General features: G+C 67.3%; 20 protein-coding genes and 1 tRNA gene. 14 read left to right on the forward strand and 7 right to left on the reverse strand.

What is annotated here, in order from left to right:
- Positions 1-4: 4 nt before the first annotated feature.
- Entirely contained in the window at positions 5-478 is a 474-nt protein-coding gene (locus tag ARGLB_RS15500) for a Fur family transcriptional regulator (RefSeq protein ID WP_003804243.1), read from the reverse strand.
- Between the two features lie 76 nt (positions 479-554).
- On the opposite strand from ARGLB_RS15500, the gene ARGLB_RS15505 reads away from it, so the two are divergent.
- The gene (locus ARGLB_RS15505) at positions 555-1,826 is read left to right on the forward strand and encodes an MFS transporter (protein WP_003804246.1); all 1,272 of its coding nucleotides are present in this window, start codon (positions 555-557) and stop codon (positions 1,824-1,826) included.
- A gap of 40 nt (positions 1,827-1,866) precedes the next feature.
- Positions 1,867-2,736 carry a zinc metalloprotease HtpX gene (gene htpX / locus ARGLB_RS15510; RefSeq protein WP_003804248.1) on the forward strand — a complete coding sequence of 290 codons (870 nt, stop codon included), beginning with the start codon at positions 1,867-1,869 and terminating at the stop codon, positions 2,734-2,736.
- Between the two features lie 117 nt (positions 2,737-2,853).
- On the opposite strand, the gene ARGLB_RS15515 is transcribed toward htpX, so the two are convergent.
- Together ARGLB_RS15515 and ARGLB_RS15520 are read right to left on the reverse strand one after the other, a co-directional pair.
- On the reverse strand, positions 2,854-3,312 hold the full coding sequence (locus ARGLB_RS15515; protein ID WP_003804251.1) for a GNAT family N-acetyltransferase: 459 nt from the start codon (positions 3,310-3,312) through the stop codon (positions 2,854-2,856).
- A gap of 157 nt (positions 3,313-3,469) precedes the next feature.
- On the reverse strand, positions 3,470-3,961 hold the full coding sequence (locus ARGLB_RS15520) for a YajQ family cyclic di-GMP-binding protein (protein ID WP_003804256.1): 492 nt from the start codon (positions 3,959-3,961) through the stop codon (positions 3,470-3,472).
- A 198-nt stretch (positions 3,962-4,159) separates the two neighbouring features.
- Between ARGLB_RS15520 and ARGLB_RS15525 the strand changes: the two genes are divergently transcribed.
- Together ARGLB_RS15525 and ARGLB_RS15530 are read left to right on the forward strand one after the other, a co-directional pair.
- Positions 4,160-4,414: a hypothetical protein gene (locus tag ARGLB_RS15525; protein WP_003804258.1), complete on the forward strand. Its 255-nt coding sequence runs from the start codon at positions 4,160-4,162 to the stop codon at positions 4,412-4,414.
- 115 nt (positions 4,415-4,529) lie between these two features.
- Positions 4,530-4,611, forward strand: a tRNA-Tyr gene (locus tag ARGLB_RS15530).
- A 125-nt stretch (positions 4,612-4,736) separates the two neighbouring features.
- On the opposite strand, the gene ARGLB_RS15535 is transcribed toward ARGLB_RS15530, so the two are convergent.
- Together ARGLB_RS15535 and ARGLB_RS15540 are read right to left on the reverse strand one after the other, a co-directional pair.
- Positions 4,737-5,606: a metallophosphoesterase family protein gene (locus ARGLB_RS15535; RefSeq protein ID WP_245531546.1), complete on the reverse strand. Its 870-nt coding sequence runs from the start codon at positions 5,604-5,606 to the stop codon at positions 4,737-4,739.
- 294 nt (positions 5,607-5,900) lie between these two features.
- Positions 5,901-6,974 carry a LysM peptidoglycan-binding domain-containing protein gene (locus ARGLB_RS15540; RefSeq protein ID WP_003804262.1) on the reverse strand — a complete coding sequence of 358 codons (1,074 nt, stop codon included), beginning with the start codon at positions 6,972-6,974 and terminating at the stop codon, positions 5,901-5,903.
- Between the two features lie 402 nt (positions 6,975-7,376).
- Here ARGLB_RS15540 and ARGLB_RS15545 point away from each other — a divergent pair, with 402 nt between their 5' ends.
- Positions 7,377-7,811 (forward strand): thioredoxin family protein, encoded by a 435-nt coding sequence (locus ARGLB_RS15545; RefSeq protein WP_003804265.1) that lies wholly within the window; start codon positions 7,377-7,379, stop codon positions 7,809-7,811.
- Positions 7,812-7,924: 113 nt separating this feature from the next.
- Here ARGLB_RS15545 and ARGLB_RS15550 read toward each other — a convergent pair whose 3' ends face one another.
- A complete protein-coding gene (locus tag ARGLB_RS15550) occupies positions 7,925-8,203 on the reverse strand; it encodes a putative quinol monooxygenase (protein ID WP_003804267.1) in 279 nt (92 codons plus the stop codon).
- 103 nt (positions 8,204-8,306) lie between these two features.
- Between ARGLB_RS15550 and ARGLB_RS15555 the strand changes: the two genes are divergently transcribed.
- A complete protein-coding gene (locus ARGLB_RS15555) occupies positions 8,307-9,980 on the forward strand; it encodes an AMP-binding protein (RefSeq protein ID WP_003804268.1) in 1,674 nt (557 codons plus the stop codon).
- A 103-nt stretch (positions 9,981-10,083) separates the two neighbouring features.
- On the opposite strand, the gene ARGLB_RS15560 is transcribed toward ARGLB_RS15555, so the two are convergent.
- A complete protein-coding gene (locus ARGLB_RS15560) occupies positions 10,084-11,094 on the reverse strand; it encodes a DNA-3-methyladenine glycosylase family protein (protein ID WP_003804270.1) in 1,011 nt (336 codons plus the stop codon).
- Between the two features lie 151 nt (positions 11,095-11,245).
- On the opposite strand from ARGLB_RS15560, the gene ARGLB_RS15565 reads away from it, so the two are divergent.
- The 8 genes from ARGLB_RS15565 to ARGLB_RS15600 all read left to right on the forward strand — a co-directional run bounded on the left by ARGLB_RS15565 (position 11,246) and on the right by ARGLB_RS15600 (position 20,045).
- Positions 11,246-11,650 carry a VOC family protein gene (locus ARGLB_RS15565; RefSeq protein ID WP_003804272.1) on the forward strand — a complete coding sequence of 135 codons (405 nt, stop codon included), beginning with the start codon at positions 11,246-11,248 and terminating at the stop codon, positions 11,648-11,650.
- 158 nt (positions 11,651-11,808) lie between these two features.
- Entirely contained in the window at positions 11,809-13,194 is a 1,386-nt protein-coding gene (locus ARGLB_RS15570) for a cystathionine beta-synthase (protein ID WP_003804274.1), read from the forward strand.
- Positions 13,195-13,287: 93 nt separating this feature from the next.
- Positions 13,288-14,451 (forward strand): cystathionine gamma-synthase, encoded by a 1,164-nt coding sequence (locus ARGLB_RS15575; protein ID WP_003804276.1) that lies wholly within the window; start codon positions 13,288-13,290, stop codon positions 14,449-14,451.
- Positions 14,448-15,770 (forward strand): glycosyltransferase 87 family protein, encoded by a 1,323-nt coding sequence (locus tag ARGLB_RS15580; protein ID WP_003804280.1) that lies wholly within the window; start codon positions 14,448-14,450, stop codon positions 15,768-15,770. Before ARGLB_RS15575 ends, ARGLB_RS15580 begins: the two co-directional genes overlap by 4 nt.
- A gap of 39 nt (positions 15,771-15,809) precedes the next feature.
- On the forward strand, positions 15,810-16,358 hold the full coding sequence (locus tag ARGLB_RS15585) for a winged helix-turn-helix transcriptional regulator (RefSeq protein WP_003804282.1): 549 nt from the start codon (positions 15,810-15,812) through the stop codon (positions 16,356-16,358).
- Complete coding sequence (locus ARGLB_RS15590; protein WP_003804284.1) at positions 16,355-17,812, forward strand: MFS transporter; 1,458 nt, start codon at positions 16,355-16,357, stop codon at positions 17,810-17,812. Before ARGLB_RS15585 ends, ARGLB_RS15590 begins: the two co-directional genes overlap by 4 nt.
- A 227-nt stretch (positions 17,813-18,039) precedes the next feature.
- Positions 18,040-19,305 (forward strand): glycosyltransferase 87 family protein, encoded by a 1,266-nt coding sequence (locus ARGLB_RS15595; RefSeq protein WP_003804285.1) that lies wholly within the window; start codon positions 18,040-18,042, stop codon positions 19,303-19,305.
- Positions 19,302-20,045 carry an SDR family oxidoreductase gene (locus tag ARGLB_RS15600; RefSeq protein ID WP_003804287.1) on the forward strand — a complete coding sequence of 248 codons (744 nt, stop codon included), beginning with the start codon at positions 19,302-19,304 and terminating at the stop codon, positions 20,043-20,045. The genes ARGLB_RS15595 and ARGLB_RS15600 overlap by 4 nt, the downstream gene beginning before the upstream one ends.
- Positions 20,046-20,064: the final 19 nt, after the last annotated feature.

Below are 20,064 nucleotides of genomic sequence, written 5' to 3' on the forward strand. Positions count from 1 at the left end.
TTAATTACTTGTCATTTACGTTTGCAGGAAGTTTTTGGGCCCGCTGGCACTCTCCGCAGATCCCCTGGTACATGACATCCGCGATCTGGATGGTCATGGGGTGGGAATTCTCGCTCCAGTGCGGGGTCAGGCACGGGGCATGGCCGACAGCGCAGTCAACGTCCTCCACCCGCCCGCAGCTGATGCAGATCGCGTGGTGGTGGTTGTCTCCCACCCGCGTCTCATACAGCGCCGGGGAATGCGGAGGTTCGAATCTGCGCAGCATCTGCAGGTCAGTGAGATCACCCAGCACCACGTACACGGACTGCGCCGTCAGTTCCGGCAGTTCCTCGCGGGCAGCCGCAAGGATGTTTTCCGCCGGGGAGTGCGGGTGATGCTCGACGGCGGCCAGGACCGCCAGCCGCTGCTTGGTCACCCGGCGGCCGTGGGCGCGCAGAGCCGCGGCCCATGCTTCGTGGCTTTCCGGGTGATCGGTCATGACTCCATTGAAACACTTATTTTGACTAGATCACAATAAGGCGAGGCTAAGTTCCTGCTGAGACTAGAGTTGCCGGGTGGGAAAACTTCTGGCTGACATCACTCCGCTGCGCGAGAGCCCTGACTTCCGGCGGCTGTGGCTGGGGTCGGCGGTCTCCAATGTGGGCAGCCAGCTCACCCTCGTGGCGGTCGGCCTGGAGGTATACCGGCTCACCCAGGACAGCCTGTACGTCGGGCTGCTCAGCATCTTTGCCCTGGTGCCACTGGTGCTGGGCGGACTGCTGGGCGGATCAATCGCCGACTCCCACGACCGCCGGACGGTGGCTCTTCTGTCGTCCGCAGTGCTGTGGCTGACCACCGGCGGGCTCGCCCTCCAGGCGTGGCTGCAGGTGGGCAATGTGTGGCTGCTGTACGCCCTCGTGGCCGTGCAGAGCGGTGCCCAGGCGATCAACCAGCCTGCCCGCAGCGCCATCATTCCCGCGCTGTTGCGGAAAGAGCTCCTGCCGGCCGCCAACGCACTGAACATGGTGACGTTCGGGCTGTCCATGACGGCGGGGCCGCTGCTCGCCGGTGTCCTGGTGGCCAGCGTCGGCTTCGGGTGGACCTACACGCTGGACGTCGTCAGCTTCGTCTTTGCCTTCTGGGCCCTGCTGAAACTCCCTCCCATGCCGCCTGGCGAGGCGGCGGGCCGGGCCGGTATGCGGTCCGTGGTGGAGGGATTCCGGTTCCTGGGTACGCGGCCCAACCTGCGGATGACGTTTATCCTCGACCTCATCGCCATGATCCTCGCCCAGCCGCGGGCGCTGCTACCCGCCATCGGCGCCCTCATGATCGGCGGCGGGGAAACCACGGTGGGCGTCCTGCTGGCGTCCGTCGCGGTGGGCGCCTTCCTCGCCGGCCTCTTTTCCGGGCCGCTCGGCGCGGTGCGGCGGCAGGGGACCGCGGTGGTGTGGTCGGTCATGGGCTGGGGCGCTTCTTTTGCTGCGTTCGGCCTCGTGGTGGTGCTGGCCGGGCGGTCCGGCTCCGGCGGCGTGACCTTCTGGCTGGTTCCGGCGGCGATATGCTGCGGCCTGGCGGGCATTGCGGACTCGGTGAGTGCAGTCTTCCGCACCACTATCCTGCAGGCCGCGACCCCCGACCACCTGCGCGGCCGGCTTCAGGGAGTCTTCATTGTGGTGGTCGCCGGCGGGCCGAGGCTGGGCGACATGCTGGCAGGCGGCGGCACTAAAATTCTTAGTGAGGGCTGGGTCCTGCTGCTCGGCGGCCTCCTGTGCATCGTGGGGGCCTGGATGGTGGCGCGGTGGCAATCCGGCTTCCTGAAGTACGACGCGCGGAATCCCGTTCCGTAGCGGAGGTGCCGGTTCCGACTTCTGAGCTGTGGAGGAAAAATTGCACAATCACCACAACGGACTGAAAACGGCGGCGCTGTTCGGCGTGCTGTGGGCGATCCTGCTGGGCCTGGGCGCCCTCATCGCCGCCAATACCCGCAGCTCGGCCCCGATCCTGATCATGGCGCTGATCGGCGTGGGGACCACGGCCTACGGCTACTGGAACAGCGACAAGATCGCACTACGCTCCATGCAGGCCTACCCCGTCACCGAAGCCCAGGCACCGCAGCTGTACCAGATGGTCCGGGAGCTCTCCGTCCGTGCGAACCAGCCGATGCCGCGGATTTACGTCTCGCCCACCATGGCGCCCAACGCCTTCGCCACCGGGCGGAACCCGCAGAACGCGGCGGTCTGCTGCACGGAGGGGATCCTGCAGCTTCTCACCCCACGGGAACTTCGAGGTGTCCTCGGCCACGAGCTCATGCACGTCTACAACCGTGACATCCTGACCTCGTCCGTGGCCGCGGCGGTTGCCGGCGTCATCACCTCGGTGGGGCAGATGCTGCTGTTCTTTGGCGGCGGGGACAGGCGTAATTCGAACCCGCTGGCCCTCATCGCCATGGCGCTGCTGGCACCGCTGGCAGCCTCACTGATCCAGGTGGCCATCTCCCGTACCCGGGAGTACGACGCCGACGAGGACGGTTCGCAGCTCACCGGCGATCCGCTGGCACTCGCCTCCGCCCTGCGCAAGATCCACCAGGGCGTCCAGGCCGCACCGCTCCCGCCGGACCAGCGGCTGGTCAACGCCTCGCACCTGATGATCGCCAACCCCTTCCGCGGCGGCGGGCTCAGCAAGCTGTTCGCGACGCACCCGCCGATGCAGGACCGCATCAGCCGCCTTGAGCGGATGGCGGGCCGGCCGCTCGGCTGACGGCCGCCGTCGTACCCTGCGACGCGCACCGCACCATGCGACGCGCATAATGCCCGGCGCGGCTGGAATACCCTTAGCGAGCGGAAAGTTGCGCGTCGCCTGATCAGTTGCGCGTCATCAGACCAGCGAGCGGGCGTAGCAGACGGACAGCGGCTCGCCCTCGTAGGGCCCGAAGTTGTCGATCAGGCGGTAGCCCTCGCGCTCGTAGAAGCGGATGGCGTCGGGCTGGGCTGTGCCGGTTTCCAGCTTGAGCTCGCTCAGGCCCAGGCGGGCGGCCTCGGCTTCCAGGCTTCGCAAAACCGCCGTGGCGGCTCCGCTTCCGCGGTGGTGGGGCAGCACGAACATCCTCTTGATCTCAGCCGATGCGGCGTCCAGCCGGCGCAGGGCGCCGCAGGCGATGGCTGTCCCCTCGTGGTTCCGGGCCACCAGGAACACGGTGATGTCCTCGGCGCTGGGCGCGGAACCCGGCTCGTGGTCGTCGCTGCCGTAGCGGGCGTCCAGTTCACTCCGCTGCATGCTGCGGAGCCTCGCCCCGTCCTCGGCGTCCCACGGTTCAGGGGTGACCGCGAACTTCATGCTCTGTCCTTTCGTCGCGACACGGAACGTTGCCCATGACGCGCTAACGGGCTGCCGACACCCGAATTCCAGTGTCGGCAGCCCGTTGGCGCGTCGCGAGACCGTTTCCGGGTCGACGCGTGTGCGGTGTGCGGTCGGCGGGAGCTGCGGAAGTTTCCTAGCTGCGGAAGTTGACGAACTGCAGGTCTGCCTCGTCGAAGTCCTTCAGCAGTGCCATGGTGGCCTGCAGATCGTCGCGGGACTTGGACGTGACGCGGAGTTCATCGCCCTGGATCTGGGACTTGACGGACTTCGGGGCCTCGTCGCGGATGAGCTTGTTGATCTTCTTGGCGAGGTCCTGTGCGATGCCTTCCTTGATGGAGGCCTCCAGCCGGTATTCCTTGCCGGATGCGTAGGGCTCGCCGGTGTCCAGGGACTTGAGTGAGATGCCGCGGCGGATGAGCTTGGACTGCAGCACGTCAAGGACAGCCAGGACGCGCTCCTCTGAGTTCGCCTTCATCAGGATCTTTTCGCCGCTGAAGTCGACCTCGGCACCGACGCCCTTGAAGTCGTACCGCTGGGCGAGTTCCTTCTGCGCCTGGTTCAGCGCGTTGGCCACCTCCTGCTTGTCTACCTTGCTTACGACGTCGAATGTGGACTCGCCTGCCATGACTCTCCTTTGCTGGTGCATGCGTCGCCCGGGCGGTGAGGCTCCGGGCAGGGTGTGATATCTGGATTCCAGCGTAGTACGGATGGCAAGGATGTGAAGGTGGGCGCCATTCACAGTTCACTCATAGCCGAGTCATGGCGGGAACGAAGTTTCGGCGCCCACAGTTGTAGCAGTTGGAAGCCGCTCGGAAGGAAAGCAATGACCCATAAGGCCGTCCGCTACGTCACCAGGTCCACCGCCGCAGCCGCCGGGACCATCGCCACCGCCGCCTCCTCCGTGGCCGCCGCTGCCGTGGCGGCATCCATCATTCTCAGCCCCGTAGCTGACGCGTCGACCCGGCTGGAGGGAGTGCAGGCGGATCTCCAGCGGGCAGTGCAGCTCAACCAAATCACCGAGGAGCAGGCGCTGCGGTTTGAGGCCAAGCTTGCCGGCCGGATCCTTGGCGAAGCCTGATTTTCCGCGGATTTCGGGACTGCGGATCCCCGATTTTATTCTTCGGCAGAAGTTCTGTAAGGTTGTCTTGCCGCGGTGATGGAAACAAAGCCGTGGTGATCTTCTTTTGAAGTTCGGCAGATTACCCGAGCGGCCAAAGGGGGCTGACTGTAAATCAGCTGGCAACGCCTACGGGGGTTCGAATCCCTCATCTGCCACCCACGGGAAGACCCGTCTGACCTACCAATAGGTAGGAAGGGCGGGTTTTTTCATGCCCTCAATCGGAGGAAGAATGCGGCCGGCAGGAAGAAGCGGTGGCTCTCCCTCTTTGCGCTGGCTCTTACTACGGTGCGGGACGGGTGCCTGCGTCCGTGCCAGACCCGGACGTTGGAACAAAGTTCCAGTCGAAAGACCCGTTGGCGCGGAGTGTCATCCTGAGGAAACCGTGAGTGTCGCTGAACCGCTTCACGATGTACGGCGGACTGCTAGTGAAGGATCGGAGACCGATACCTCCCGTGGAAACCTGGAACGCAGTCATCCCGTCACCGACGCACTGGTCGGCGTTGTTGACCGGACATGAGCGTTCGTAGTTGTGTTGTGAGCCTGACAGGGTGAGCCGCACCCGGTGCTTCCACATGACGTCGATCCACGGTTTGAGGTCAGTGGACCGGCGATGTCCGGCGGTGTCCGACGTGAAGTACGGGTCGTGGTGCACGACCGCCAGGTGCTTACCCGCGGCCCGCGCGGCGGCGAGGTCTTTGTCCAGCCACGCCGTCAACGTCTGCGCCTGTGTCGGGCTGTACCGCCAGTGCGCGGACGAAAGGAACGCGAAGTGCCAGTTTCCGAAGTCCTTCGAGTACGGTTGCCCGTTCCTGATGAACCCACGCTCCTGGTTGATTGCAGCCTTCGCGGAGGCACCGGGGCATTGGCCGTTCATAAAGTTGTCGAGGTCTTCGTTCCGTCCGGGTTGCCAGTCATGGTTAGGTGCGGACACCCAGTACAGCTTGGGTTTTGTGCCACCCCAAAGCGGCGTCCAGTACTTCACGTAGTCAGCGCAGTACGGGGTGTCGTACTGGAAGTCCCCGAGCCCCAGGAACGCGTCAATCTGCTTGTTCTGCACGAGCGCAGTGATCGCCGCTCCGTTCCGCCCGGACGGGCTATCGCGGGCAAACGAGTTCTCGCCGTTCATGTCACCGACAGCAGCGATCCTCACGTCACCAGAACGTACGGCGGTCTCGGTGGGTAACGGTGGGCGTGGCGCAGCCTGAGTCGCAGTTGGTTGTGGCACCCCCTCACCGTTGTCACCACTGCCGAAAGCGAGGGACACGGCCCAGAGACCAGCAACGCCCAGGAGGAAAGCGGACGTTCCAGCGATAAGACGACTGCGGCGCATGGTGTGCCTCCCGTCATTGGGGTGCGATGTGTGCTGCTGCGGTTACGCCCGGTAGGACTGACTTCGAGTGTAGAGCAAAGCCCGGCCAGGCTACGGAAGGATTCATCGGCGCCGTCAGTTGAGCGCGATGACTAGCATCTGGGTGGTGCCCGGAATGCAGGTCTGCAGGACTGCCCGGGGGAACCCGCCGAACACCGCGGCGACGTCGTTGGTGGTGCCGGGGTTCGGCACCTGGCCCCGGGCCGAGACCCGGTACGAGCCGTAGCCCGGGAGGTCGACGCGCTCACCGACGCTGATTCCTGAGAACCGGGCCCAGCCGCCACAGAAGTCGTGCTCGGTGATGAAGAGCGAGTATCCGTCGGTGGGCGTGAAGTGGATGGGCCCGATGCAGCTGTCCACCATCGCCTGGCCGCCGGCGCCAGCCACATAGATGGTCCGCACCGCAGGAGCGGGTGCCGGTGCAGGAACCGGTGCGGGCGCTGGGGCCGGAGCGGGAGCCGGTGCGGACAACGCGGGGCCGCTGAGCTTGAGCACCTGGCCCGGAACAATGACGGAGCTGGGGCCAAGGCCATTGGCTGCCAGCACACCGCCGGTGCTGACGTTGAAGCGTGCCGCGATGGAACTGACCGTGTCGCCGGCAGCCACCCGGTAGGTGGTGGGCTTGGGCGCAGGGGCCGGCGCAACCTTGCGGACAGTTGCGGTTTTCAGGGGCGCCTTTACTGTCGCCTTGGTTGGCGGCTTGGCAGTTGGCTTCGACGGAGCTTTGGCCTGCGCCGTGGTGGCGGGTGCCGCGGCCACAGCCTTGGCCGGCACACTGGCAGCCGGCACGCTGGCGGCCGGCACGCTGGCGGCCGGTGCGGCGGCTGCCGGTGCGGCGGCTGCCGCGGACGACGTCGCGGGTGCGGGCTGTTCGACGGCGGCCGGTTGGCCGACGGCGGCAGCCGGGTTCCCGCCGTCGGACGCCACCAGCGCACTGACGCCCGCCGACGCCGCCAACAGAGCGGCGGACACGGCAGCAGAAATGAGCAGCAGCCGGGCAGCGGGCCTGCCGGCCAGCGGTGCATGCCGGCCCCGGACAGGGCTGACGTAGCTTTCCGGCTCCGGTGTGCTCAGCGCCGGGGGAAGGCGCCGCTGATCGTTGTCGAGGCCAGACGCCTTCTGGGGATCTGGCGTCTCCTGTTGGTTCATGGCCGACCTTTGCTTCGTGCGCAGGCGGGTTTCCGGGTGCGCGGCGGACGGTGACGCGCAGACACAGGAGGCGCTCGGGCCCAAGGGCGGAAGCGGGGCATATGGGGCGCATGACCGCTATTCATGAGTGGTGCACGCTGCTCGCTAACGTGCCGGCCCCAGCCCTGATTCGAGTGTAGGAAGCACGGCAGGGCCCCGCACGAGTAGGGAATACCTGTTTTTCCGGGAGAGGGCACTTGTTTTGCCGCATTAGCCGCAGGTTTCGCGTGGAGCGCCGTGGAGTGCAGACTGCCCAGGGTGCCTGAGCCCGAGTGGCGGGCGCAGAATATTCCCGGTGACGCGGGGAGCGAACAAGGCTCCCGCGCGCGGGACTTACGGACACGCCTCGCGTACGGTTGAACCATGGCTACCGTTGACATCACAGGTGAACAGTTCGCATCGACCATCGAGGGCAACGACATTGTCCTGGTGGACTTCTGGGCTGAATGGTGTGGCCCGTGCCGCCAGTTTGCTCCCACGTACTCCGCGGTGTCTGAGAAGCACCCGGACGTCGTCTTCGCGAAAGTGGACACCGAGGCCGAGCAGCAGCTGGCAGCGGAGGCGGGCATCTCCTCGATCCCCACGCTGATGGCATTCCGCGAGAAGGTGCTCGTCTTCTCGCAGCCGGGTGCGCTGGCCGCCCCGCAGCTCGAGCAGGTCATCGACGCCGTGAAGGCGCTCGACATGGAGGAAGTCCACGCGCACGTGGCCCGCTCCCAGGCCGAGGCCGCCGCAGCGGCCGGCAACAGCGCGAAGACTGCCGGGCCCCAGGACGGCTCGCAGATCCCCGACTTCTAAAGACGGCTGACTTCCAGGCGCTCGTTAATCCAAGCGTTCCTTAAACAGCAACGTGGGCCCACGCCGCCAGGAAAACCTGCGGGCGTGGGTCCACGTCGTTTTGGTGTGGGGGACTAGAGGCGTTCCACCTGGACCGGTTCGGCCAGGAGGGCGCTGAGGGATTCATTCAGGTCCTGCAGGGCGATGCCCTTGGAGTGCGCGTCGAGGGCCTCTTCGGATTCCCACCGCTCGGTCAGAACCAGCTTCTCCTCCGTCGCCTCGGTGAGCTCGTAGCGGATGCAGCCGGGCTCGTTGACTACCTCGTCAATGGCGATTTCCAGAGCGAGCTTCACGCGGAAGAACTCGCCGTCGTTGGGGATGAACGTGGCCTGCAGGTCGATGGGTGCACTCATGGATTTCACAATACCGGCCCTCAACGGCGTGCCCGGACCTGTTACACCGAACCGGTCGGCCGTCTTGCTTCTCTAGCACCGGGCTGCTTGATAGCGTGCCATCATGCGCGCTTACACCGCCGGGGACGCGGACGTCCCCCTGCTCGAGGAAACCATCGGCGAGAACTTTGAGCGCGTGGTGGCGCAGTTCCCCCTGCATGACGCACTGATCGAGGCGGCCGCCGTGCCGGGGGCGGACGCCCGCCGGTGGAGTTACACCAAGCTGAACGACGACGTCGACCGCCTGGCCCGTGCACTCCTCGCCCTGGGCGTCGTGAAGGGGGAGCGGGTCGGCATCTGGAGCCCGAACTGCGCGGAATGGACCATCCTGCAGTACGCCACGGCGAAGATCGGGGCGGTCCTGGTCAACGTGAATCCGTCCTACCGCAGCCACGAGCTGGAGTTCGTAGTGAAGCAGAACGGCATGCGGATGCTGGTCACGGCGCCGTCGGACCGGAACAGCGACTACGTGGGAATGGCACGCCAGGCGCTCGCCGGCTGCCCCGACCTCCGTGAGCTGGTGTTCCTGCCGGACTTCGATATGGAAGGGCTCGACGCCGGAGTCCCGGTCGGTGAGCAGGAGCTGACGTACGCCGAGCTGCTCAAGCAGGCGGACGCCGTCGGGCATTCCGAACTGAAGGCCCGCATGGCGGGCCTCGACCCGCACGATCCCATCAACCTGCAGTACACGTCCGGAACCACGGGCTTCCCCAAGGGCGCCACGCTGACGCACCACAACATTCTCAACAACGGGTACTCCATCGGCGAGCTGCTCAACTACACCGAGCACGACCGGGTGGTGATTCCGGTGCCGTTCTACCACTGCTTCGGGATGGTGATCGGCAACCTGAACGCGCTGAGCCATGGTGCGGCGACGATTATCCCGGGACGCGGGTTCACGCCGGCCGCCGCACTGGAGGCGGTGCAGGATTTCGGCGGCACCGCCCTGTACGGGGTTCCCACCATGTTCATCGCCGAGCTCGCACTGCCCGACTTCGCCTCGTACGACCTCTCCACGCTCCGCACCGGGGTGATGGCCGGCTCGCTGTGCCCCATTGAGGTGATGAACCGGGTGATTTCCGAGATGAACATGAAGGACGTGGCCATCTGCTACGGCATGACGGAGACGTCGCCGGTGTCCACCATGACCCGCGGCGGGGACACGCTGCAGCATCGGACGGAAACCGTGGGGCGCACCATGCCGCGGCTGGAAAGCAAGATCGTGGACCTGGCCGGGGAAGTGGTGGAGCGCGGCGTGATCGGTGAACTGTGCACCCGCGGCTACGCCGTCATGCAGGGGTACTGGAACCAGCCGGACAAGACGGCCGAGGCCATCGACGCCGACGGCTGGATGCACACCGGCGACCTGGCGCGCATGGACGACGACGGGTACGTGGTGATCGAGGGCCGGATGAAGGACATGGTGATCCGCGGCGGCGAGAACATTTACCCGCGCGAGATCGAGGAGTTCCTCTACACGCATCCGTCGATCCAGGATGTGCAGGTGATCGGGGTGCCCGATGCCAGGTACGGCGAGGAGCTCATGGCCTGCATCATCCTCAAGCCCGGGGCCGAACCGCTGGACGCGGCGGCGGTGGCCGAGTTCTGCCGCGGCAAGCTGGCGCACTACAAGGTGCCCCGCTACGTCGACGTGCGCGACAGCTTCCCCATGACGGTGTCCGGGAAGGTCCGCAAGGTGGAGATGCGCGAGGAAGCCGTCGCCCGGCTGGGCCTCTAGCGCGAACGCACACTTGGGTCCCCGGCTGTTGGGCGCGAACGTACACCTGTGGCCCGGCAGCCGGGGCTTAACTGTCCGTTCGCGCTCAGTCTGGGGAGCGGATTCAGTGGCCGCGGTGGTCCTGGATGGTCATCCGCGGACCGAAGGTGGGCTTACGGAAGCCGCTCAGGCCGAGCATACGAACCACCCGCTGCCGGTGCCCTGTCCACGGTTCCAGCAGAGCCAGCATGCCGGCGTCGTCCGTCCGCCGTCCGGTCAGGGCCGCGCCAACGTATGCAGCCAGGTGGTAATCGCCCACCGCGATGGAGTCGGGGCAGCCGTGCGTCCGCTGCACCACCTCGGCGGCCGTCCACACCCCGATTCCCGGGATGGTCTGCATCTTGGCGGCTGCTTCCGCCGCGGGGAGGCAGGCCAGCCGTTCAAGCGCGACGGCGGAGCGCAGGGCGCGCATCACGGTCGCCGAGCGCTGCGGGCCGACCCCCGCCTTGTGCCACTCCCAGGACGGAATGCGGAGCCACCCCTCGGCGGTGGGCCGGACCAGCAGTCCGGGAGGCGCGATGGTGCCGGAGCCCGGGGCGGCCGTTCCGTGTCGGTACATCAGGTAGCGGAAACCCCGCCGCGCCTCAATAACGGTGACCTTCTGCTCCAGAATGGTGGGCACGAGCGAGTCAACCATCCGCCCGGTGGAAGGAAGACGGACGTCTGGGTTCCGGCGCCGGGCTTCACGGACCATGTGCGGGAGTGTCGCTGCGAAGGAAGGCTCGTCAAACGCGGACCAGTCGTCTGCCCCGCCGAGGAGCCGCGGAACGACTGCGACGGCGGCGCCTGACCCGGGACCCCAGGCCTGGGCATCGACACATGGGCCAACAGCGGCCCGGTCTCCGGGCCTGCCGCCGGCGCGTTCATCCGTCAGGGTGAGCCGCAGCGTCACCGGGCCCTCAGGCGTCGTGAACGCCATCCACAGCCCGTCCGGCCGCGAGGAGAAGGAGGGGTCGCCGTTGCCGCGCATCAGAATGCCCAGGGTCCGGTGCAGGTCATACGGGCCGCCCGGATGCCACCTGAGGGACGCGTCCGCCGCGGCTGCCAGCCGGGCAGGGGCGTCAGCAATGGTCATGCAAACATCGTCCCACGCCGTGCTGACAAACCTGCCGCCGGGCTGCCGGCAAGCTTGTCCGGGGCCCTTATCCCGCGCCTTCGGCAGGACTACAATCCCCTGTGTGGCGCGGGTCGGCCGCGCTACTTTCTTCGAGTTGTAGGTGATCGCAATGGGTGGAGTAGTGCATTTCGAAATCCCCGCGGACGACCAGGACCGGGCGAGAAACTTCTACAATCAGGCCCTCGGCTGGCGGATCGACCCCATGCCGGAGATGGACTACAACGTGGTGATCACCACGCCGATGGACGAAAAGAGCGGCAGGCCCACCGAGCCGGGCGCCATCAATGGCGGCATGATGGCCAGGGACGGCGAGCTGACCTCGCCCGTCATCACCGTGGACGTTGAGGACATCGACGCGACGCTGCGCACGGTTGAGCAGCTGGGCGGTTCGGTGGTGAAGCCGAAGGAGACCATCCCGGGCATGGGCCACTACGCGTACTTCAAGGACACCGAGGGCAATATCCTGGGGCTGTGGGAGAACCTTCCCGCTGATGCCGGCGGTGCTACCGGCTGACCGGGAACCCGGCCGCGAGCATGGCAGAAACAGCCGCAGGGGCGCCCGGCAGAAGATCGCTCCGCATATTCTTCGGTATTCGCGGGGCCTCACCGCGCAATCTTCGCGCCGGACGCAGCCGGGACAACCGCGCGGTCCAAGACGGTAAGTTGGTACCCATGAAGTACGCCCAGTCTGTCCTGGACCTCATCGGCAACACCCCGCTGATCAAGCTCAATCACGTCACCGAGGGCATCAAGGCCACCGTCCTGGTGAAGCTGGAATACGTGAACCCCGGCGGATCCATCAAGGACCGGATCGCAGCGAAAATGGTCGAGGAAGCCGAGCGCGACGGCAAGCTCAAGCCCGGCGGCACCATCATCGAGCCCACGTCCGGGAACACCGGCGTGGGCCTTGCCCTGGTGGCGCAGCAAAAGGGCTACAAGTGCATCTTCGTGGTCCCGGACAAGGTGGGCGAGGACAAGCGCGCTGTCCTGGAGGCCTACGGCGCCGAAGTGGTGGTGACGCCCACCGCCGTCGAACCTGACAGCCCGCAGAGCTACTACGGCGTGTCCGACCGCCTGGTCACCGAGATCCCCGGCGCGTACAAGCCGGACCAGTTCTCCAACCCCGCGGCGCCGCGCAGCCACTACGAGACCACCGGCCCCGAGATCTGGCGGGACACCGACGGGAAGGTGACGCACTGCGTCATCGGCGCCGGCACCGGCGGCACGATCACCGGCACGGGCCGCTACCTCAAGGAGGTCTCGGCGGACCGTCCGGAGTCCGACGGCGGCCGGGTCAGGATTATCGGGGCCGATCCCGAAGGCTCTGTCTACTCGGGCGGCACCGGGCGCCCGTACTTCGTTGAGGGCGTGGGCGAGGACATGTGGCCCGCCAACTACGACAAGGCGGTCCCGGACCAGGTCCTCGCCGTCAGCGACGCCGACTCCTTTGAGATGACCCGGCGGCTTGCCCGCGAGGAGGGTCTGCTGGTGGGCGGCTCCTCCGGCATGGCCGTGGTGGCTGCCTTGCGGGTTGCCAGGGACCTGCCCGAAGACGCCGTAGTGGTGGTTATCCTGCCGGATTCAGGCCGCGGCTACCTGGCCAAGATCTTCAACGACCAGTGGATGCGTTCCTACGGCTTCCTCTCCGGCGGCGAGGAATCCTCAGTGGGCGAGGTGCTCAAGTCCAAGACCGGGGAACTCCCGGAGCTGGTGCACATCCACCCGAACGAAACGGTCCGCGACGTCATCAACATCATGAACGAGTTCGGCGTCTCCCATATCCCGGTCCTGTCGCAGGAACCGCCGGTGGTCATGGGCGAAGTGCTGGGCGCCGTGGACGAGCGGAGCCTCACGTCCAAGCTGTTCCGTGGCGAGGCAAAGCTGACGGACAAGATCTCCGAACACATGGGGGAGCGGCTGCCCGTGATCGGCTCGCTCGAAACCATCTCCGCCGCCCGCGAGCTCCTCTCCGACGTCGACACCGTGATGGTGACCTTCGTCGGCGCCCCCATCGGCATCCTGACCCGCCACGACCTCCTCGCCTACCTCAGCAACTGACCCGGTGGTTGAGCCTGTCGAACCTGGACCTCGACTGGCTCGATCAGCGGTTTTCACGCTCGATCAGCGGTTTCACGCCGAAAGGAAATCCCCATGCCTGTCTCTGAGAACCAAGGATTCAACACCCGTGCCGTGCACGCCGGCCAGGCCTTCGAGCCGCGCACCGGCGCCGTGGTTCCGCCGCTGCACTTCAGCTCCACCTACGCCCAGGATGGCATCGGCGGACTGCGCGACGGCTATGAATACGGCCGCGGCGGGAACCCCACCCGCGACGCCCTGCAGGAACAGCTCGCGGCGCTCGAGGGCGGCACCCACGCCTACTCCTTCAGCTCGGGACTCGCGGCCGAGGATTCGCTCATCCGCGCCCTGATGCGGCCCGGCGACCACATCGTGCTCGGCAACGACGCCTACGGCGGAACCTACCGGCTGATCAGCCGCGTGCTGGGCGAGTGGGGGATCGGCAACACCCCCGTCGACATGCCCGACCTCGACGCCGTTCAGGCTGCGGTTGCCGCCAACAAGACACGCTTCGTCTGGGTGGAAACACCGTCCAACCCGATGATGAAGATCACCGACATCGAGGCACTCGCCAAGGTGGCGCACGACGCCGGCGCCCTCCTGATCGTCGACAACACCTTCGCGTCGCCCTACCTGCAGACCCCGCTCGACCTGGGTGCCGACGTCGTGGTCCACTCCACCACCAAGTACATCGGCGGCCACTCCGACGTAGTGGGCGGTGCAATCGTGGTCAAGGACGACGGCCTGGCCGAGAAGATCGGCTTCGTGCAGTTCGCCGTGGGTGCCGTCTCCGGCCCGATGGACGCCTTCCTCACCACGCGCGGGCTCAAGACCCTGGGCGTGCGCATGGACCGGCACAGCGACAACGCCCAGGCCGTGGCCGAATGGCTCCTCGAGCGGCCCGAGGTGGAAGCGGTCCTGTACCCGGGCCTGCCCTCACACCCCGGCCACGAGCTGGCCAGGAAGCAGATGAAGAAGTTCGGCGGCATGATCTCCGTACAGTTCAAGGGCGGCGAGGCCGCCGCGCGCAAGGTGGCCGAATCGACGTCGGTCTTCACCCTGGCTGAATCGCTGGGCGGCATCGAATCGCTGATGAACTACCCCTCGGAGATGACCCACGCCTCGGTCAAGGGCACCGAACTGGCAGTCCCCGTGAACCTGATCCGGCTCTCCTGCGGCATCGAGGACGTCGAGGACCTCATCGCCGACCTTGAGCAAGCCTTCACGCACATCCAGTGACGGCCTCCCCGCAGACGCAGGAAGGGGCCGGCACCCGGCAGGAGACCGGCGGCAAGGGCAACGCACGTAGGCAAGTCCTTGGCTGGCTCGCGACGGCGGGCGGTGCTGCCGCCGCCGTCCTCGCCCTGGTGTGGCTGTACGCAGGGTACGCCCCGGCCATGAACGACTTCGAGGTCTACTACTACGGCGGCACCAAGGTGCTGCAGAGCGGCGAGGCCGGCATCAGCGAACTGTACGCGCCCCGCGACGGCCTGCCGTTCACCTATCCGCCGTTTGCCGCGCTGCTGTTCGCCGGCCTGGCCACCATGAGCCTGGGCCAAAGCGGGCAGCTCTTCATCTGGGCCGCGCTCGGCGGAGCCGCGGTGGTTTCGGCCTGGCTCGCGCGGCACTACTTCGGAATGACCCGCTGGCGGGACGCCTTCGCGGACTGGCGGTTCCGGACCGTGGCGCTGGCCGGGACCGGGGCCATTGTGCTGCTGGGACCGTGGCGTGACACCTTCGTCTTCGGGCAGATCAACATCATCCTGATGGGCCTGATCCTGGCCGACTTCGCCCTGCACGGAAAAGCCCGGGCAGGTGAGATCCGCTGGCCGGCCGGCCTGCTGATCGGCGTCGCTGCCGGGATCAAGCTGACACCGCTCGCATTCGGTCTGTACTTTCTGGTGCGCCGTGACTTCAAGGCCCTGTGCTGGATGGCGGCCGGGTTCCTCGGCTCCATCGCCGTGGCATGGGCCGCCCTGCCGCTGGCGTCCGTGACGTTCTGGACCAAAATCCTGCCCAACACCGGGCGCATCGGCGATCCGGGGTACGTGGACAACCTGTCGCTGAAGGGGCTGCTGCTCCACGCCGGACTGCCGGACTCGGGATCCACCAGCCTGCTCTGGCTGGTGCTCGCGCTGGCCCTGGCCGGACTCACTGCGCTGGTGATCAGGTGGGCCGTGGCCGTGGAGGAAAACTTCGTGGCGGTGTCCGCGACTGCAGTGCTCATGCTCCTGGTCAGTCCGGTCTCGTGGTCCCATCACTGGGTATGGATCGCGGTGGCACTGCCGTCCATGGCCTTCGCCATGCACCGCGTTCCCTCCCGGACCGGCCTGATGCGGCTGGGCGGCTGGATGGTGGTGGCGGCCTCGGCCGTGGCCTTCTACCTCGCGCCCAAGGACCTCGCCATGGCGGCCGGGGCCGAGGTGTGGGGCGTGAACCCACAGACGCAGTGGCCGCTGATGGTCTCCAGCCTGGGCGTGGTGTGCGGTGTGGCGCTCCTCGTATACTGGGCCGCCGCGTACCGGCCCTCGCGGACGGGGATCCGGCAGCACCGCTAGAGACTAGCTTTCTTCAAGAAAGTCAGCTATGGTCGCAGCATGGCTCTCCGCTCCGACTGGTCCCAGCGCAAATGCAGCATGGCCCGCGGCCTGGACATCTTCGGTGACCCCTGGGGCATGCTGGTTCTCCGCGAGGTCTTCTTTGGCAACGGCCGCTTCGACGCGATGAAAACGCGCCTCCAGGTGGCTGACTCTGTCCTCACCCGGCGGCTTGCCTCCCTGGTGGAGTCTGGACTGCTGGCCAAGCAGCCCTACGACGACGGCGGACGCACCCGCCAGGAATACGTCCTCACCAGCAAAGGTGAAGACGCCCTGCCGGTGCTCAACGCCGTCGTGATCTGGTCCGAAAAGCATTTGCAGGCGCCGTCGGAGCAGGCCCACATGTACGTTGTCCACGCCACCTGCGGGCAGCGCACGGGCTCGGCTGACACCTGCACCGAATGCGGGGAACGCCTCACCGCGGAGAACACCAGCTGGCACAGCCTGTCCCGCAGCAGCGCGCCGCTCCCGCTGGCAACTGCGCCCCAGCCAACCGACAAACCGGCCACCCGCGTAAAAGGCGGCGGAGAAGAAGGAACAGCCGCATGACCACCCCCGAGGACCCCGGAGTTTTCGTACAGGTATCGCGCCCTGAAGGGGCCGTAGAGGACGGTATCTGTACAAAAACTCCAGAAGCGGGGTCGAAGAATCCCGAGGAGCGGCCGAAGAAACGGCGGCGCCTTCACCCGGCGTGGGCCGTGGCGGCGGTGGCGTTCCTGGCGCTCGTCGGTGCCGCCGGGTTCCGTGCCGCGCCCGGCGTGCTCATGGTGCCGCTGCAGCAGGAGTTCGGCTGGTCCACCACGGTGCTGTCGTCCGCGGTAAGCATCAACCTGGTGCTGTTCGGCCTCACGGCTCCGTTCGCCGCGGCCCTCATGGAACGGTTCGGCATCCGGGCCGTCACCGCCGTCGCCCTCGGGCTGATCGGCGCCGGCAGCGCCCTGACCGTGCTGGTCAACCAGTCCTGGCAGATCCTCCTCACCTGGGGCCTGCTGATCGGACTGGGCACGGGCTCCATGGCGCTGGTGTTCGCGGCGACCATCGCCAACACCTGGTTCACCAAGAGCCGGGGCCTGGTGATCGGCATCCTGACCGCAGGCAGCGCCGCCGGCCAGCTGGTCTTCCTGCCCTTCATCGCGATGCTCGCCCAGGACCCGGGATGGCGGCAGGCGTCGCTGCTCATCGCCGCCGGGGCGCTGGCCGTGGTTCCGCTGGTGCTGAAATTCCTGAAAAACTCACCGGCCGACGTCGGGGCGTTGCCTTACGGGGCCGACGAACCGGCCGCCGACGCGAGGACGGAGGCGGACCCTGCCGGGGCCGGGAACAGCAGCGCCGGTTCCGGGGAGGCTGCCGAACCGCGCCGCAACGCCGCCGTCCGGGCACTGCAGGTCCTCAGGCGTGCCAGCAGGGTGCGCACATTCTGGGCGCTGGCTGCCGGGTTCGCCATCTGCGGCGCTACGACGAACGGACTCATCGGCACCCACTTCATCCCGTCCGCCCACGACCACGGCATGCCGGAAACCACCGCCGCAGGCCTGCTCGCCGTCGTCGGGATCTTCGACATCCTGGGCACCATCGCCTCGGGCTGGCTGACCGACCGGTTCAACCCTCGGATCCTGCTTGCCGTGTACTACCAGTTCCGCGGAATCGGGCTCCTGGTGCTGCCGCTGCTGCTGGGCTCCTCGGTCCAGCCCAGCATGATCGTGTTCGTCGTGATCTACGGGCTGGACTGGGTAGCCACGGTTCCGCCCACCGCCGCGATCTGCCGCCAGGTGTTCGGCGCCGACGGCAGCGTGGTGTTCGGCTGGGTCTTCGCGGCGCACCAGCTCGGTGCCGCCGCAGCCGCGCTGGCCGCCGGGGCCATCCGGGACGCCACCGGCCACTACACGTATGCCTGGCTGGGCGCCGCCGCGATGTGCACCATCGCAGCAGTCATCAGCGCGACCATCCGCAAGGACGCCGGAGGACGAAAGCCCGCAGCAGTGGCAGTTGCTTCAGTAGACTGAGCGGGACGCCCTCGGGCGCGGCTCTTGCGGCAGAACGCGCTACGCGTCCCGGAGGCGCTCACTGCCGGACTACAGCTGGGGGACACTGCATGGCACTGCCTACTGCCCGAACAAAGACCGACAGACCCGCCGGGAGTCCCGGAGGGCCCGATCAGACGGCGGAGCCTGGGCCGGCTTCCGGGCCACGGCTGCCTTCGGCGCTCAGGCTCCGCGGCCGCTGGCCCGCGGTGGCCGCCGTCGAGCTGGTGTTCCTTCTGGCCGTAGTGGGCGCCGCCGTCTTCGTTGCGTCCCGGCTGGATGCCTGGGGCGACAAAGGCCTGGACTTCAGCGTCTACTGGTACGGCGGCAAGATCCTCAACGACGCCGGCCTCTCGCCGTCGGGCCTCTACCAGCCGACGGTGAACTGGGCTGGCGGGCCGGAACTGCCCTTCACCTACCCGCCGTTTGCGGCACTCCTGTTCAGCCTGCTCGCCAACCTGCCGCAGGCCACTGCGCTGCTGCTGTTCAACGCCGCCGGAGTGGCGGTGGCCGCCTGGGTGGCGGCGCTCGGTGTCCGCTACTGGAACAGCAAGCCCAGCTGGCGCAGCACCTTCGGCTCCCCGACCTTCCGGTCTGCGCTGAACCGGCTGGGCGCCGTCGTGGTTTTCCTGGCTGTCCTGAATCTGGGCCCGTGGCGCGAGACCTTGGTCTTCGGCCAGATCAACATCCTGCTGCTGGGACTGATGACGGCGGACCTGCTGTCCCGCAGCCCGCATTGGCGGAACGGTCTGCCCGGCAGCGGCTTCCTAGTGGGCGTGACAGCCGGCATCAAGCTCACGCCGCTGGTATTCGGCCTGTATTTCCTCGTGCGGAAGGACTGGCGAGGACTGCTGAACATCGGCGCCGGCTTTGCCTTCACCGTGCTGCTCGGCTGGGTGCTCCGCCCCGCCGAGTCCCTCAGATTCTGGCTGGAGATCCTTCCCGACACGTCCCGGATTGGCGGCGCCGGCTACGTTGACAACCTCTCCATCAAGGGCGCCCTGCTCCACTTCGGGGTTCCAGCGGACGCCGTGACGGTGCCCTGGCTGCTCCTGGGCCTGCTCGTTGTGGGTCTGGGCGCGGCCCTCATCAGGGCCGCCAGCCGGCAGGGCGCCAGGGTGGTGGCCATATCCGCCACGGCACTCACCATGCTCCTGGTCAGCCCCGTCTCGTGGTCGCACCACTGGGTCTGGATGGCGGCAGTGCTTCCGGCCTTCGCCTGGACGCTGCGCGAAACTCCGCAGCGGCACCGGCTGTCGCGCTGGGTGATGGGAACCGTCCTGGGCGTGTCCACGGTGGTGTTCCTGTTCTCGCCGAAGACCATCGGCACGGCCCTTGGCGCCGGCAACCTTGACCTTCAGACGCCGGTGCCGTGGATCATGGCGTCCAGCGCCGGCGTGTTCTGCGCGCTCGCCATCATGGTGTGCTGGCTCGTGGTCCTCCGCCGCGACGCCGTGGCGGAGCTGGCGGAATGAGCACCGCACTGGTCACCGGCGTCGGTCGGCTCGCCGGAATCGGCGCGGGGATCGCCCGCCAGCTGGCCGCCGACGGCTGGGACCTGGTCCTGACCTACTGGCAGGACTACGACGCCCGCATGCCCTGGGGAATCCAGCCGGACGACGTCGGCCGGCTCAGCGCAGAACTGGAGGCCATCGGCTCCAAGGTGGTGGCGCTGCCCGCCGACTTTCAGGACCCGGCTGCCGTGGACCGGCTCATGGCAGAGGTGGCCGCGCAGGCAGGAACGCTGCACGGGATGGTGCTCAGCCACGCCGAATCCGTCGACTCGGGCGTCCTGGACACCACCCTCGAAAGCTTCGAGCGGCATTTCGCCGTGAACACCCGGGCCAGCTGGCAGCTGATCCGCGCCTTCGCGCAGCAGGCAACGGACGACGGCGGCGCGATCGTTGCGCTGACCAGTGACCACACCGCGTTCAACCTGCCGTACGGGGCGTCCAAAGGGGCGCTGGACCGGATCGTGATCGCCGCAGCCCGGGAACTCGGGCCGCGGGGCGTCAGCGCCAATGTGCTGAATCCCGGGCCCGTGGACACCGGCTGGATGGATGACGAAACCCGCGAAGGGCTGGCCCGGCACCAGCCCGGCGGCAGGCTGGGCACCCCCTCGGACGTGGCAGGAACGGTGGCTTTCCTGCTGTCCCCGGCCGGCCGCTGGGTGTCCGGTCAGCTCATCAAGGCCGACGGCGGGTTCTCCGCCTGACATGCCGGCACACCCCTGC

This window comes from Arthrobacter globiformis NBRC 12137 (assembly GCF_000238915.1).
Classification (GTDB): Bacteria; Actinomycetota; Actinomycetes; order Actinomycetales; family Micrococcaceae; genus Arthrobacter; species Arthrobacter globiformis.